Raw genomic sequence first — 14,188 nt, 5'->3', positions numbered from 1 at the left:
CGTGGAAGTTGCGCGGTAGCCGGTCATCGGCCGTCGGCCGGAATCCGGGTGATGAAGGACATGGCCGCTATGGCCGCACGTGCCCGGCGCAGTGCCTCTTCCGCCGTGTCCGCGCCGCAACGGGCGGACACGGGGCGGGAGTAGGAGCTCACCAAGCCGGCGAAGACGGTCCCCGGCTTGGCGGCGACGTCGACCTCGACCTCGGGGTCCGGCTCCGGCCGGAGGACTTCGACCAGCTCGCCACCGGGCGGCGGGGTCGCGAACCAGATCGCCACCGCCCGTGGCGGAGAGGGCTCGGCGAGCCTGGCCCGCACCGCCGGCAGCACCTTGTGGCCGAGCGACTGGCGCAGCTGGGCGTCGATGAGGTCGACGCCGGTGGCGCCGTGCACGAGTTCCCAGATCTCGTCGCCGCCCATGCGCACGTGGGTTTCCACCACCTTGGGCCCGTCGGCGGTGAGCACCAGCTCGGTGTGGGTCGCCCCGGTGCGCACGCCGATGGCCTCGATGACGTCGAGCGCGAGCCGTTCGCAGCGCACGCGCGTGTCGTCGTCCAGAGGTGCGGGCACGACGTGGCCGAGTTCGATGCGGGTGCGCTGGTCGGTGTGCTTGGCGGTGACCGCGAGCACGACGTGCTCGCCGTCCTCCGACAGGGCCTCGACGCTGTACTCCGGGCCGTCGAGGTAGGCCTCGGCGAGGACTCCGAGGGGTCGCAGCCAGCCGCTGTCGGACGCGGCCATCGCCCGCTCGAAGGCCGCGTCCAGCTCCGCTTCGTCAACGACGATCGAAACCCCGAAGCTGGCCAGCCCGCCGACCGGCTTGACCACCACCGGGAAACCGTTGCGCTTGGCGAAGTCCTGCAACGCGGCGAGGTCGGCCACCACTTCGGCGGGAGTGGTGTCCACCCCCGCCTCGTGCAGCCGCTGCCGCATGGCGTCCTTGTGATGGGCCAGCCGCACGGTCTCGACGCTGTGCGTGGCCACGCCCAGTGCGGCGCCGACAGCGGCGGCGCGGTCCTGGTCGTGCTCACCCAGGGTGGCGATGTGGGTCACCGGGTTGGCCTCGTGCACGGCCAGGGCCAGCCGGACGCACTCGTCCGTGCCCGCCTCGGCGTCCAGCACGAGCAGGCGGGCGTGCTTCTCCGGCTCGACCAGCCGGTGCAGGTGGTCGGGCCGGCACACGAGGGTGGTGCGGATCCCCGCCTCGATCGCGCGGAGGCGGCTGGGCAAGTCCCCGTTCCCGCTGCCGAAGATCATCACGTGCTTGCTCGCGCCTGTGCTCATACCGCTGCCTTCTCGTCGTCGTGGTCGGCGGCACCGGTCCGCACGACCACCTGGGTGACCGCCGCGGCGACCACGAACAGCCCTGTCATCAGGAGCACGCCCGGCATGCCCCAGGGGAGTACCACCGCGGTCATCAGGACCGGCCCGACGATCTGCTGGCCGGTGTAGCCGAGGCTGAACAGGCTCAGGTACTGGGCGCGCTTGTCCGGTGCGGACAGCAGGAACGACAGCTCCCAGCCCGCGACGGAATGCAGGTTCTCGCCCAGCGTCAGCAGGATCACCGCGCACGTGAGCAGCGCCAGCAGCTGCCAGTCCGGGCCGTCGTCGGAGAAGCCGAGGAACACGCCCGCGGCGACCAGCGCGGCGACCGACCAGCGCAGCAGCCTCATCGACCCGCGCACGCCCTTGGCGTACTTGGAGAGGTGCACCTGGATCGCCACCGTGATCACGGTGTTGAGCACCAGCAGGACGGAACTCACCGTGGGCGAGAAACCGGACCGCTGCACGACCCACAGCGGGATCAGGATGAACAGCATGGAGTCGTGCAGCATCAGGACGGCGTTGGCCACCGCGACGGCGATGAACCGGCCGTCCCGGTACACCGAGCGGGCTCGGCGACCCGGCACCGGCGCGGCCGACTCCTTGCCCGTCACCCCGCGTGTCGCGCTGGCGGTGACCACCGCGACCACGGCGAACGCTGCACCGCAGGCGATGAACAACACCAGGTAGCCCACCCGTGCCTGCGACAGCTGGACCGCGCCGGCCACGAGGAAGCCCAGGGACAGGCCGATGTTGTTGACCGTGCGCAGGGACGCCATGGTCCTGGTGCGGTCGCTCTCGCCCTCCAGCATGCCGATGAGCACCTGGAGCAGCGGCAGCGCCGCCCGGCTCGCCATGGTGAAGACGCACGTGACCACGAGGTAGCGCCAGTAGCCGTCCGCCAAGGCGTAGGCGGCCATGCCCGCGCCGCGCATGAACAGCAGGAAGATGTAGACGCGGGTCACGCCCAGGCGCCGGGTCAGCCGGGCCACCGGCATGGGGACGAGCAGCGCGAGGATGTTCGCCACGGCGATCGCGACGCCCACCGACGTGGCCGGGATGTCGACCAGCTGGACGAAGTACAGGGTCGCCACGGCGAGGTACACCCCGGTGGCGATGGCGTCGATCAGCGCGCCGAGCGCGAGGACGCGGCCCCGGTGGCTGCGCGGCAGGACGGCGCTCAGCATCGCGCACCCGCCGCGTGCACCAGTGCCTTGAACAACTCCGCGTCCACGCCCGCCTCCGGGTGCCACTGCACGCCCACCACGAACGTCCGACCGGCGTGCTGGAGGCTCTCGACCCCGCCGTCGACGCAGGTCCCGGTGACGACCAGGCCGTCACCGAGCACTTCGACCGCTTGGTGGTGGTAGCAGGCGACCGTCGTGCGGTCGCCCAACACGGTCCCCGGCAGGCGCTCGGCGTCCAGCCGCACGTCGACCTCGCCGAACCGGCTGCCTTCGGGCTGGTGCCGCGGGTCGGCGATGTCCTGGTGCAGGGTTCCGCCGCAGACCACGTTGAGCAACTGCATCCCCCGGCACACGCCGAGCAGCGGCAGGTCCGCCCGCAGCGCCTCCCGCGTGAGGGCGATCTCCCAGGTGTCCCGCGCGGCTTCCCCCGTTCCCGTGCTCGGGTCCGGTCGGCCGTAGTGCGCCGAACCGATGTCCGGGCCGCCCACCAGGAGCAGGCCGTCCAACCAGGACACCAGGTCGGCGGCTGCCGCCTCGTTCCCGTCCGGGGGCAGCAGCACCGGCAGGGCGCCCGCGGCGGCGATCGGGTCCAGGTAGTCCCTCGGCACCAGCGAGGCACGCCTGTGCCAGCCTCGCCAGGACGCGTCCTCCTGGTAGGTCGTGATCCCGATCCGCGGCGCTCGCGGCGGGTGTTGGTGCCCGGTCATGGGGTCAGCGCGTCCAGCACCCAGGCCGAGTTGTGCTTCTTGAACCCGATGTGCGGGTAGTAGTCGACCGCCGCGGGGGCGGACAGCAGCACGATCTTGGCGCGCGGGTGGGCCCGGCGGTTCGCGTCGATGAGGTCCCGGCCGACGCCGCGCCGCTGGAACTCCACGTCGACGGCGATGTCGGCCAGGTAGGTGACGTAGGCGCCGTCGGTGATGGAGCGGCTGATGCCGATCATCCGGTCGTCCAGCTTCGCCACCACGACGAGGTTGGCGTTGCGGACCATGTCGGCGAAGCGCTCGGCGTCCTCCACCGGGCGCCGCTCCGCCAGGGTCGACGCCCGGTACAGGGCGGCGACCTCGGCGACGTCGAGGCTCGTGCCGTCGACGATCTCACATTTCCACATCGAACATCTTCTCCATTCGGTCACGCAGAACGCTGGTGCGGGTGAGGAACCGCTCCGGCCGGAACTGCTCGGGCGTGGTGGCCAGGCCCCGGTCGGCGAGGGTTTCGCTGAGGTGGCGGCCGGTCTCGCCGGCTTCGGTGGCCGCCGCCTGCACCTCCCGGTACGCCCGCTCGCGGTCCATCCCGCCCGCCACGAGGTCGAGCAGGACGTCCGCGCTGTAGATCAGCCCGTTGGTGGCTTCGAGGCCCTGCCGCATCCGGTCCGGGAACACCCGCATGTCGGTGACGATCCGGGTCGCCAGGACCACCTGGTAGTGGGCGATGGTGAACGCGTCGGGGAACACGACCCGCTCGACCGGCGAGTGGGCGAGGTCCCGCTCGTGCCACAGCGCGACGTTCTCGCACGCGGCGGTGCTGTAGGAGCGCAGCAGCCGGGCCAGCCCGCAGAGCCGTTCGCTCAGCGTGGGGTTGCGCTTGTGCGGCATCGCGCTGGACCCCTGGTACGCGCTGGTCCTCGGCTCCTCCACCTCGCGGACCTCGGTGCGCTGCAACAGCCGCAGCTCCAGGCCGATCTGCTCGACCACGGCGCCGAGCACGGCCAGGGCGGACAGCAGCTCGGCGTGCCGGTCACGGGCGACCACCTGGCTGGGGATCGGCTCGACGCCCAGCCCGAGCGCGTCGCAGACGAAGGCCTCCACGTACGGGTCGATCTTCGAGTACGTGCCGACCGGCCCGGACACCGTGCCCACCGCCACCGCCTCGCGCGCGGCGGCGAGCCTGCGCAGGCTCCGGTCCACGGCGCAGGCGTGCAGCGCGAGCTTCTGTCCGAACGTGGTCGGCTCGGCGTGGATGCCGTGGGTGCGCGCCACGCACACCGTGTCCCAGTGCTCCCGCGCCCGCCGCACCAATGCGGCGCGGAGGGCGGTCGCCGCCTCGGTCATCACGTCGCACGCCTTGGCCAGGGTGTGCCCGAGCGCGGTGTCCACGAGGTCGTAGCTCGTCATGCCGTGGTGCACCCAGCGCCCGTGGCCGTCGGGGATCGTCTCGGTGTAGGCGTCCAGGAACGCCAGGATCTCGTGGTCCCTGGTCACCTCGCACTCGCGCACCCGCTCGGGGCTGGGCACCCGGCCCTGCCGGATGGCGGTCAGCGCCTCGGGCGGGACGACGCCGAGCTCCACCTGAGCCTGGCTGGCGAGCACTTCGACCTCGACCCACGAGGCGTACTTCGCCTCGTCCGTCCACAGCGCCCGCATCTCGGGCAGGCAGTAGCGCTCGATCATTCCGGGCGCTCACCCCAGAGCGCGAGGCTGCGCAGGTTGCCCGTCATCGGTCCGGTCGCGAGATCCGCTTCCAGCGCGGCGATGCCCTCGGCGAACTCCGCGTCGGAGATCAGGTGCAGGCAGGAGTAGGACTTGTCCCGGAAGCGGGTGGCGTCGGTCAGCTCGTACTCGCTCTCGACGACCCGCTCGGTGAGACCGGTGAACCCGGCCAGCGCCAGGTCGCCCGCGAGCCGCGGGATCGCGTGGTAGCGCTTGGCCTCGACGTCGACCGTGCCCGGGAAGTAGCGGGCCATCGGCATCCGGTTGCGGATGATCCACTCCGAGTCGGTGACCGTGACCAGCAGCCCGTTCGGCTTCAGGGCGGCGAAGGCCCGCCGGAAGTAGGCCAGCGGCTCCGGCACGTAGTGGATCATGTCCACGGACATGATCAGGTCGAAGGTGCCGGCGGGGAACTCCAGCTCCTCGGCGTGCCCCCGGGTCAGCTCCAGCTCTTCCGGGTGGTTGGCCGCCTGGCTCAGCATCTGCGCGGACGGCTCCAGGCCCACGCACCGGGCCCCGGTGGTCCGCCGCACCGCCGCGAGGTGGTTCGCGGTGCCGCAGCCGACTTCCAGGACGGTGGAGGCCTCGGTCAGCGCCGCCCGGTCGACGATGTGCTCGATCAGACCGGGATAGGTGCGGCGGTGTCGCGCGTACTCGGTGGCGAGGTCGTCATAGTCGAGCGTGGTCACAGGTCCTTCTCTCCTTCGGAACCGGCGTGCTCCCACAGTTGCCTGGCGACCGCGAGGTACCAGGTGATGTAGGCGAAGGTGGCGAGCCAGGCTTGCGGCGTGCGCAGCGAACGCTCGTACTTGAGCCAGCCGGCCAGGGACGTCGCCGCGCCGATGTAGAGGCGGGTCTCGGCGCGCGGGGCGGGTTCGGCGTGCGGCAGCCCGCGGAGCATGCGCGCGACGAGGGCGCCGACCGCGTCGGGGAACGTCCCGGGCAGGGTCAGCGAGGTCAGGTCGAGCACGCCGTCTGCCGGTGAAGACACGTCCACCAGTGCCTCGGTCGTCCCCGTCTCGACCGCCCTGAGCACCGCGGCCATCGGGAACACGCCGTGCAGCAGCGTCGCGAAGTCGAAGACCGGATCGCCGTAGCCGACGTCGGGCCGGTCGCGCCCCTCCCAGACCGTGCGGGGGTCGATGAGCACCGGGCTGCCGTCCGGGCGCAGCAGCATGTTGGCCGCGTAGATGTCGCCGTGGACCGCGCTCCCGCCGTCGGGCAGCAGGTCCGGGACCGCGGTGTCGAGCCAGGCCACCGATTCGGTGTACGACGGCAGTTCCGCGCCACCGGGCAGCAGCAGTCGGGCGTCGAGCACGTCACCGAGGTCCGTGGTGGGGAACAGCGAGGTGAACGTCCGCACGAAGTCGGCGTGCCGGGGCAGGAGGTGGTAGCGCTCGCGGTAGAGGTAGTCGGCCACCGTGGGGCGGCGCGCGTCCGCCGTGCTGCGGTACCAGGCGCCGACCTGGTCGAGGTGCGGTTCGAGGATGTCGAGCGCCGCCGGGGCGAACGTCGTGCGGGCGTCGTCGAGGAAGAGCGGGGCCAGCGGCATCGGCGTGCCGGCCTCCATGAGGCTCACCGCCTGGCCGCCTTCGGTGCGGACCCCGTGCACCACGGGGAACAGGCCGCGCCGGCCGTCCGCCGCCAGCAGGGCGTTCACGCCGGTGGCGAACCGGACCTCGTCGGCGATCACCGTCGCCGCGCCCACCTTGGCCACGACCTCCGAGCCCGCGACGGCGAACTGCACCACGCCCCGGGAGTCGGAGCCGGGCTTGTGCATCGTGGTGAAGGACGGTTCGGGCGCGACGTCCCCGGCCCAGTCCCGCAACCGGGCGCGCTCGGCCACCGCCGCCACCGCCGCGCTGTGCTCCTCGACGGACCCTTCCGCCGGCAGCCACGTGCCGTGCGAGGAGCCACCGGTGAGGTAGGCGCCCTTCTCCACGTCCGCGTCACACTGAGTGACCGTGAACCCGAACCGGCGTAATCGATCGGCACATTCGGGCGAGCACGACGTTCCCACGAAGACCACGGCCGGCGTCGCGGCCTCGAAGGTCGGATCGACCTCGGCCAGTGCCGCGTACACCGCGGCCAAAGCCTTTGCGGTCGTCGAGCGCGCGCGCTCGCGTGGCCGGTCAGAACTCATGGATGTGTCCCCCCATTGTGGACGGACGTGGCGTCCCCGGTTTACGCCTGCCGTCGAAATCCGCGCAACGGTAACACGAGGTTCACCCAAAAAACACCTGGATTCAACGGGTTGAATACCCCCGGTTTATTTGATACCGATACATTGCCGCACCGCCGAATGGATGACATGAAGCCCCGGATGGCCTATCGCGCCGAGTCGACCCGTGGACGATCGACTCGGTGACCGACACACCGGGTGACAGCCCGGGCCGGGAGCCGCCCGACCGGCAGATACCGCGTCGATGCGGGTTGCCGCACGCGGTGCGGTGACCGGCGAGTCGGCGCCCGACGAACCCCGTCCGTCGACCGCACCCGGTCGTACCCGCCACACCACTCGCCCCAAGATCGAATTAGCCGATGCGGACGATCGAATACCCCCGGACCTACCAAGCCCGTCCGCCCGCACCATTCCGCGAGGCCGTGCCGGCTCAGAACTCCTATCGATCGCCGAGGCCGCCCGGCCGTACATCGAGGAGTGGCCCGTCGCCACCGTCCGCGGTCTGGTTATTCACCGTTCCCCGCACAATCGGAACGGGTGTTGCCGAACCAGCCAGGCAGCCCGCAGAACAACACGGCCCCTCGTCCCGGTGGCACTCCCGAACCATGAGCCTCAGGTCACCTTCCACACCTTCAGCGGTGGGTGACACCATTCGGACGATGCCGAATCGGCTGATCGGCCGGTAGTCGACCAGTTCGGTCACTCCAGGTCTCCATGCTCCAGCGCGCCCCAAGGCGGGCAAGGTCACCAGCCGGAAGACCGCCGACACCCCGATGGCGGCCGGCGGATGCCGCCCGCACAGCGGGCAAAAGGGTGGCGTTGATCATGCCAGGGTGCGTTCCACCCGGCCTGACCAGCGGTAACAGTGGGGCGGGTGGGGTTCGAACCCACGACCTGACGGATTATGAGTCCGCTGCTCTGACCGGCTGAGCTACCGCCCCCTGACGTGCGGTTCTGGAGGGTACAGAGGGGGCATCCCCCGCGTCTCGACAACCCGGTGAGGCGTGACCAAGCTGTGCACTCCGGGGCTACGGGGCTCCGAGGTCGGCCGGTCGGTAGCCCGTCGGGTAGCCGGGGTACGTGCGGTTCTTCGGGTCGTTCGTCAGGCGGGGCTTCCGGCGCGGCCAGAGCAGGCGGACGGTGTGGGCTCGCAGGTGCAGGACGGTGTGGGCGAGGGTGGTCAGCCAGGGCGGTTGGGGGGTGAACCCGAACGCGGTCAGCATGGGCCCGTCGAGCATCGCCAGCACCGCTCGGGACGTCAGCGCCCGCGGCGCCGGGTACCAGGAGCAGAACAGGTCCAGCGTGTACTGGCCGATCGCGCGGTTCGAGTCGCTGTACCTGAAGTGCTCGGCCTCGTACGCCCGCTTGAACGCCTGGTACGCCGAGTAGGTGGGCGGTAGGGACTTGATCCCCATCCGGACACCGACCGCCGAGTAGAAGTGGAACGCGGCCAGCCGCTCGTGGTCCGTCAACGGCCGCCAGCCGAACGTGGTGATCCACTCGATCGGGTCGAAGATGAACGTCGACAGCACGTACCGCATGTCGTCGTTCGAGATCTCGTACCGCCCGTGCAGCCGGTTCACCACGCGCAGCGCCTCACGGCCGCGCGGCGAGTCGTAACCGTGCTCCACCAGCTCCGCCATCAGCAGCGCCGTGTCGTCGTACCGCTTCTGCGCCCGCCGCTCGAACTCCCCCGTCCGGGCCAGCAACGCCGAGATCGACGGCACGCAGTACGTCCTGAACAGTGCGAACTCCAGCGCCCGCACGTAGTCCCACGGGAACTCGTACCCGGACGAGATGCGCATGATCTCGACGTGGTCGACCTCCGGGTCGAGGGACGTGATCCGGCGGCGGTTGGCGAAGCGGTCGACCATGCGGATCAGCCTGCCTCAAGAATCCGGCACGGCGGGGTGACATTCGGGTGACTCCCGGGTACCCCGACCCCATGAGACGACAAAACCCCAGGTCGCGAGACCCGGGGCTGCCAGCGAGCTCCCCCTACTGGATTCGAACCAGTAACCCTTCGATTAACAGTCGAATGCTCTGCCATTGAGCTAAGGGGGAATGTTCTGTTGTAGGCCGGGCCGCCCGGCCCGACAGGACGTAACTCTAGCGCATCCCCAACAGTGCTCGCGCACACCCCCCTGCCGTTGCGGTAGGAACGGTGGTGATCAGGCACGATCGGAGGAGAGGACACCTCATGAAGGGCATCCTGCTCGGCGCCGCCATCGGCTACGTCCTGGGGGCGCGCGCCGGACGTCAGCGCTACGACCAGATCGTGCGCGGCTATCGCACCCTGGCCGACCACCCGGCCGTCCAGGGCGCGGCCGGCATCGTCCGCGCCAAGGTGAGCGAGACCACGGGTCTCGGCCGCCATCAACCCCACGCCAACGGGCACCGACGCGATCCCGTCATCCCGCGGGCGAACTGAGGCCGAAGTCGTGGCCGTCCCCGCGCGGGGCGGTCACGACAGTAGGCGAGTCACGACACAGGCCAGGTCACGGCACGCGGGCTACCGCGAAGACCCGGCGGAACGGGAACCACGTGGTGCCGTCCGCCCGCCGCGGGTACGCGGACCGCAGCATCGGCGCCAACCGCGCCCGGAACTCCGCCCACTCCCCGTCGTCCAACGCCGCGCGGATCGGCCGCAGCGCCGTCCCGGTGATCCACTCCAGCACGGCGTCCTCCCCCTCCAGCCGCTGCAGGTACGTCGTCTCCCACGCGTCCACCGCACAGCCGTCCAGGACGGTCGCGTACCCCTGCGGGTCGAGCACCGGCGACGGCCGCACCAACCCGCGCAACGACGGCCACGACGTGTCGACCAACGACCGCACCAGCTCGTGCGACGGCCCGGCGAAGTTCCCCGGCACCTGCATCGCCAGCCACGCGCCGGACGGCAGCGACCGCACCCACCGCCGCAACAAATCCTCGTGCCCCGGCACCCACTGCAACACCGCGTTGGTCACCACCACGTCGGTGTCCGGCAACGGTTCCCACGACGCCACGTCGCCCACCCGCGCGGCAACACCGCGCGCCCGTGCCTCGGCCACCATCTCCGGCGACGAGTCGAGGGCCTCCACCACCGCGGCGGGCCACCGCGACGCCAGCGTCCCCGTCAGGTTCCCCGGACCGCACCCCAGGTCCACGACCCGACGCGGCGACGTGGCGCCGACCCTGGCCACCAGCTCGTGGAACGGCCGGGACCGGTGGTCGGCGAACGCGAGGTACTGGCCCGGATCCCACATGCGCACCCACTCCGAGTAGACAGCAGGTGCTTACAGTACGCGCGTACTGCTAGTCGCGTCGAGAGCTGGGAGTCGAGCGATCAGGAACTCGGGGCGCTCCCGACCGGCGCTCCCGACTCGGGGCTCCGGACTCGGGGCTCAGGATTCGGGGCGGAACGTCGAGATCTTCGCCGCCACCGTGGCCGCGACCTCCCGGACCCGCTCCAGGTCGGCCCCGGGGTCGGGCCGCACCTGCAGCACGACCCCGTCCCGCCCGGTCACCTTGCGCTGCACGAACCACGCCCCGACGGTCTCGTTGTGGTCGCGCGACTTGATCGACGCGGTCACCCGCGCGTGCACGACCTCAGGCACCTTGCCGGGCGTCTCCAGCAGGAACCGCTGCGGCGCCAGGTCGCGCAGCAGGACGGCCTCCCCCGCCGTGCCGTCCTCGACCGACTCGGTCACCGACAGCGCGCTTCCGCTCCACGCGGCCTTGCTGATCAGGTGCCAGCCGACCCGGCGCGGACCCGGCAGCCACAGCCCGTAGGTCGTCGCCACCAGCCACTCCGACCCGATCCCGGCCGACGCCAGCACGTGCTCGTCGCGCTCCAGCGCACCCGTGAACCCCCGGGGCGCACCCGAGCCGAACACCTTCCGGAACAGTTCCCTCACAGCCCGCCCACCGCCTGTTGGCCCAACGCCTTGTGGTAGTCCTCCAGCGCGATGAGGTCGCCGAACAGGGCCCGGTACTCATCGGGCTCCTCCACCGGCGACACCCGCCGCAACCGCGACTTGATCTCGGTGATCTGCCCGGACACCAGGATCTGCTGCAACCGCGCCAGGACGCTCTGCACGTACCGGTACTGGTCGTCCGCCTTGACCCGCAACGCCTCCACGGACAGCTCGGTCAGCACCGACCGCACCGCCTGGTACCGGCACGCCTGCGACACCGCGTCCAGGAACGCCGGACCCGACAGCCCCGACGACGCGCCGCCCGCCTCCCGGATCGCCTGGTGCAACGCCAGGTAGGCGGGGTGCGTGAACGCCTCGTCGGGCAGCGAGTCGTAGTACGGCCCGGCCATCTCCGGCAGCTGCAACGCCGCCTTCAACGCCTCCCGCTGCGCCCACAACGCCGGGTCGCGCGGATCGGGGCGCGTCGGCCCGTCCACCTCCACCGCCAGCGCACCCTGGTTCGGGTCCACGGGCTGCTGCGCACGGCGCGCGGGAACACGGCCGGTCGCCGTCTCGCGCACCCGGCGCACCACGGCCGACTCGTCCTCCCAGCCGACCCACCAGGCCAGCCGCGTGGCGTAGCCGTCCCGCTTGGCCCGGTCCTTGATCTGCGCCACGAACGGCACCATCGTCTTCAGCGCCTCGACCCGGCCGTCCACCGAGTCCAGGTCGTAGTCCTTCAGCCGGGTCTTGATGGCGAACTCGAACAGCGGCGTGCGCCGGGCCACCAGGTCGCGCACCGCGACGTCGCCCTTGGCCTGGCGCAGCTCGCACGGGTCCATGCCGTCCGGCGCGATCGCGATGTACGTCTGCGCGGAGAACGCCTGCTCGCCCTCGAACGCCTTCAGCGCCGCCTTCTGCCCGGCCGCGTCACCGTCGAACGTGAAGATCACCTCGCCGTTGACCGAGTCGTCGATCAGCAGCCGGCGCAGCACGTTCATGTGGTCGGCGCCGAACGCCGTGCCGCAGGACGCGACCGCCGTCGGCACGCCCGCGAGGTGCATGGCCATCACGTCGGTGTAGCCCTCGACCACCACCGCCTGCCGGCGCTTGGCGATCTCCCGCTTGGCCAGGTCCAGCCCGAACAGCACCTGGGACTTCTTGTAGATCACGCTCTCGCTGGTGTTGAGGTACTTGGCCTGGATCTGGTCGTCGTCGAAGATCCGGCGCGCGCCGAACCCGACCACCTCGCCGCCCATGTCCCGGATCGGCCACAGCAGCCGGCGGTGGAACCGGTCGATCGGCCCCTGCCTGCCTTCCTTGGTCAGCTGGGCCTTGATCAGCTCGGTCAGCTCGAACCCGCGCCCGAGCAGGTGCTTGGTGAGCTTGTCCCAGCCGGCGGGCGCGAAGCCGCAGCCGAACGTCCGGGCCGCGGCCTCGTCGAAACCGCGTTCCGCCAGGAACTCCCGCGCGGCCAACGCCTCCGGTGTCGCGAGCTGCTCGGCGTAGAACTCGGCGGCGACCCGGTGTGCCTCGATGAGCCTGCTGCGGGTGCCGCGGTCGCGCTGGACGGTCGCGCCGCCGCCCTCGTAGGTCAGCTGGATGCCCGCCCGGTCGGCCAGCCGTTCGACGGCCTCCACGAAACCGAGGTGCTCGATCTTCATCACGAACGCGATGACGTCGCCGCCCTCGCCGCAGCCGAAGCAGTGGAACGTGCCGTGCGAGGGGCGCACGTTGAACGACGGCGACTTCTCGTCGTGGAACGGGCACAGGCCTTTCAGCGCGCCGCCGCCGGCCCCGCGCAGGGAGACGTGGTCTCCCACGACGTCGTCGATCCGGCTCCGGTCACGCACCAACGCGATGTCGCTGTCCCGGATGCGTCCTGCCACGTCGAGCGAGTCTAGTGCTGGCAGACTGGTGCTCGTGACCGCAGCCGAGCAGACCCTGGCTTCGACCTTCACCGGCCACCGCTCGCACCTGGTCGGAGTGGCCTACCGGCTCACCGGCAGCGTCGCGGACGCGGAGGACGCGGTGCAGGAGGGGTGGCTGCGGCTGACCGGCCTCACCGACGAGGCGCGGGCCGGTATCCGGGACCTGCGGGGCTGGCTGACCACGGTGGTCGGGCGGATCTGCCTGGACCGGCTGCGGTCGGCCGCGGTGCGCCGGGAGCGGTACGTAGGGCAGTGGCTGCCCGAGCCGCTGATCACGTCCGGCGAGGACGACCCGTTGGACGCGGTGGTGCGCGACGACGGCGTGCGGATGGCCGCGCTGGTGGTGCTGGACCGGCTCACGCCCGAGCAGCGGGTGGCGTTCGTGCTGCACGACGCGTTCGACGTGCCGTTCGCGGAGATCGCCGACGTGCTGGGCTGCACGGTCGCCACGGCCCGCCAGCACGCGTCACGGGGCCGTCGGGCGGCGGCCGACGCCGAGCCGCCGCCGAGGGTGGCGCTGGACGAGCAGCGGGAGCTGCTGGAGCGGTTCCTCCGGGCCATGGCCTCCGGTGACGTCGACGCGGTGGTCAGCCTGCTGCACCCGGACGTGGTGATCGTGGGCGACAGCGGCGGCAAGGCGAAGACCGCGATCAACGTGGTCACCGGCCCGGACAAGGTGGCGCGCTTCCTGCTCGGCCTGCTGCGCAAGTACGGCGGCACCATGGACGGGCTGCCGGTGCTGGTCAACGGCGACCTGGGCCTGCTGTTCCCGTCCCAGGGCAACCTCACGGCGAGGGTCAGCGCGTTCTCGGTGCGGGACGGCCTCGTGACCGGCGTGTACGACATGTCGAACCCGGACAAGCTCGGCCACGTGCCGTTCCCCGACCGGTCCTAGCCGACCAGTGCCCGCCAGGTGACGGGGCCGGCGTTGCCGTCGACGACCAGTCGGTTGGCGCTCTGGGAGGAGCGCACCGCCGTGGTCGTCACCGAGCCGTAGGTCCCGTCCACCCGCAGCCCCGCGCTGCGCTTGTTCAGCGCGACTTGAAACCCGCGGACGTGGTGCCCGCCGGCGCCCTGGCTCAGCGGGTGGACCAGCTCCGGCCACGTCGCCGGGCCGACCTGGCCGTCGACCACGAGCCCGTGGCCCCGCTGGTTCATCAGGTGCTGGACGACCGACACGGTCGCGCCGCGCGCGCCGGGGGTCGATCCTCGGCCAGCCGCCACCGAGGTCGACGCCCCGGGCG

14 protein-coding genes and 2 tRNA genes are annotated in these 14,188 nt (G+C 71.4%); 2 read left to right on the top strand and 14 right to left on the bottom strand.

All coding sequences use genetic code 11. From position 1 onward, the window contains the following. Positions 1–23: 23 nt before the first annotated feature. The 10 genes from ACRAKI_RS07205 to ACRAKI_RS07160 all read right to left on the bottom strand — a co-directional run bounded on the left by ACRAKI_RS07205 (position 24) and on the right by ACRAKI_RS07160 (position 9,181). Entirely contained in the window at positions 24–1,280 is a 1,257-nt protein-coding gene (locus ACRAKI_RS07205) for an ATP-grasp domain-containing protein (RefSeq protein ID WP_447006265.1), read from the bottom strand. After that, on the bottom strand, positions 1,277–2,506 hold the full coding sequence (locus ACRAKI_RS07200) for an MFS transporter (RefSeq protein WP_447006264.1): 1,230 nt from the start codon (positions 2,504–2,506) through the stop codon (positions 1,277–1,279). The genes ACRAKI_RS07205 and ACRAKI_RS07200 overlap by 4 nt, the downstream gene beginning before the upstream one ends. Next, positions 2,500–3,213, bottom strand: coding sequence for a gamma-glutamyl-gamma-aminobutyrate hydrolase family protein (locus ACRAKI_RS07195; protein WP_447006263.1), 714 nt, complete (start codon positions 3,211–3,213; stop codon positions 2,500–2,502). Before ACRAKI_RS07195 ends, ACRAKI_RS07200 begins: the two co-directional genes overlap by 7 nt. Beyond that, on the bottom strand, positions 3,210–3,617 hold the full coding sequence (locus ACRAKI_RS07190) for a GNAT family N-acetyltransferase (protein ID WP_447006262.1): 408 nt from the start codon (positions 3,615–3,617) through the stop codon (positions 3,210–3,212). Before ACRAKI_RS07190 ends, ACRAKI_RS07195 begins: the two co-directional genes overlap by 4 nt. Beyond that, positions 3,604–4,896: an adenylosuccinate lyase gene (gene purB, locus ACRAKI_RS07185; protein WP_447006261.1), complete on the bottom strand. Its 1,293-nt coding sequence runs from the start codon at positions 4,894–4,896 to the stop codon at positions 3,604–3,606. Before purB ends, ACRAKI_RS07190 begins: the two co-directional genes overlap by 14 nt. Then, on the bottom strand, positions 4,893–5,624 hold the full coding sequence (locus ACRAKI_RS07180; RefSeq protein WP_447006260.1) for a class I SAM-dependent methyltransferase: 732 nt from the start codon (positions 5,622–5,624) through the stop codon (positions 4,893–4,895). The genes purB and ACRAKI_RS07180 overlap by 4 nt, the downstream gene beginning before the upstream one ends. Continuing rightward, complete coding sequence (locus ACRAKI_RS07175) at positions 5,621–7,078, bottom strand: phosphotransferase family protein (protein WP_447006259.1); 1,458 nt, start codon at positions 7,076–7,078, stop codon at positions 5,621–5,623. The genes ACRAKI_RS07180 and ACRAKI_RS07175 overlap by 4 nt, the downstream gene beginning before the upstream one ends. 905 nt (positions 7,079–7,983) lie before the next feature. After that, a tRNA-Ile gene (locus ACRAKI_RS07170) sits at positions 7,984–8,058 on the bottom strand. Between the two features lie 87 nt (positions 8,059–8,145). Then, on the bottom strand, positions 8,146–8,991 hold the full coding sequence (locus ACRAKI_RS07165) for an oxygenase MpaB family protein (RefSeq protein ID WP_447006258.1): 846 nt from the start codon (positions 8,989–8,991) through the stop codon (positions 8,146–8,148). A 118-nt stretch (positions 8,992–9,109) separates the two neighbouring features. Further along, positions 9,110–9,181: transfer RNA gene (locus tag ACRAKI_RS07160), tRNA-Asn, on the bottom strand. Between the two features lie 136 nt (positions 9,182–9,317). Between ACRAKI_RS07160 and ACRAKI_RS07155 the strand changes: the two genes are divergently transcribed. Beyond that, a complete protein-coding gene (locus ACRAKI_RS07155; RefSeq protein ID WP_447006257.1) occupies positions 9,318–9,548 on the top strand; it encodes a hypothetical protein in 231 nt (76 codons plus the stop codon). A 67-nt stretch (positions 9,549–9,615) separates the two neighbouring features. Here the strand turns inward: ACRAKI_RS07155 and ACRAKI_RS07150 are convergent, their stop codons facing one another. The 3 genes from ACRAKI_RS07150 to dnaG form a co-directional block, all read right to left on the bottom strand. Further along, positions 9,616–10,362 carry a trans-aconitate 2-methyltransferase gene (locus tag ACRAKI_RS07150; protein WP_447008352.1) on the bottom strand — a complete coding sequence of 249 codons (747 nt, stop codon included), beginning with the start codon at positions 10,360–10,362 and terminating at the stop codon, positions 9,616–9,618. Between the two features lie 138 nt (positions 10,363–10,500). After that, positions 10,501–11,013 carry a hypothetical protein gene (locus ACRAKI_RS07145; protein WP_447006256.1) on the bottom strand — a complete coding sequence of 171 codons (513 nt, stop codon included), beginning with the start codon at positions 11,011–11,013 and terminating at the stop codon, positions 10,501–10,503. Then, positions 11,010–12,902, bottom strand: a complete 1,893-nt coding sequence (dnaG, locus tag ACRAKI_RS07140; protein WP_447006255.1) for a DNA primase — start codon at positions 12,900–12,902, stop codon at positions 11,010–11,012. The genes ACRAKI_RS07145 and dnaG overlap by 4 nt, the downstream gene beginning before the upstream one ends. Here dnaG and ACRAKI_RS07135 point away from each other — a divergent pair. Next, positions 12,889–13,839: a sigma-70 family RNA polymerase sigma factor gene (locus ACRAKI_RS07135; RefSeq protein ID WP_447008351.1), complete on the top strand. Its 951-nt coding sequence runs from the start codon at positions 12,889–12,891 to the stop codon at positions 13,837–13,839. The two genes, dnaG and ACRAKI_RS07135, sit on opposite strands and share 14 nt — an antisense overlap. Here ACRAKI_RS07135 and ACRAKI_RS07130 read toward each other — a convergent pair. Further along, the gene (locus ACRAKI_RS07130; RefSeq protein WP_447006254.1) at positions 13,836–14,123 is read right to left on the bottom strand and encodes a peptidoglycan-binding domain-containing protein; all 288 of its coding nucleotides are present in this window, start codon (positions 14,121–14,123) and stop codon (positions 13,836–13,838) included. The genes ACRAKI_RS07135 and ACRAKI_RS07130 overlap by 4 nt on opposite strands. Between the last annotated feature and the right edge of the window lie 65 nt (positions 14,124–14,188).

It is taken from the genome of Saccharothrix isguenensis (assembly GCF_052936305.1).
Note: the sequence above shows the minus strand (reverse complement) of the source record. Positions and strands in the feature narration are given on the sequence as shown.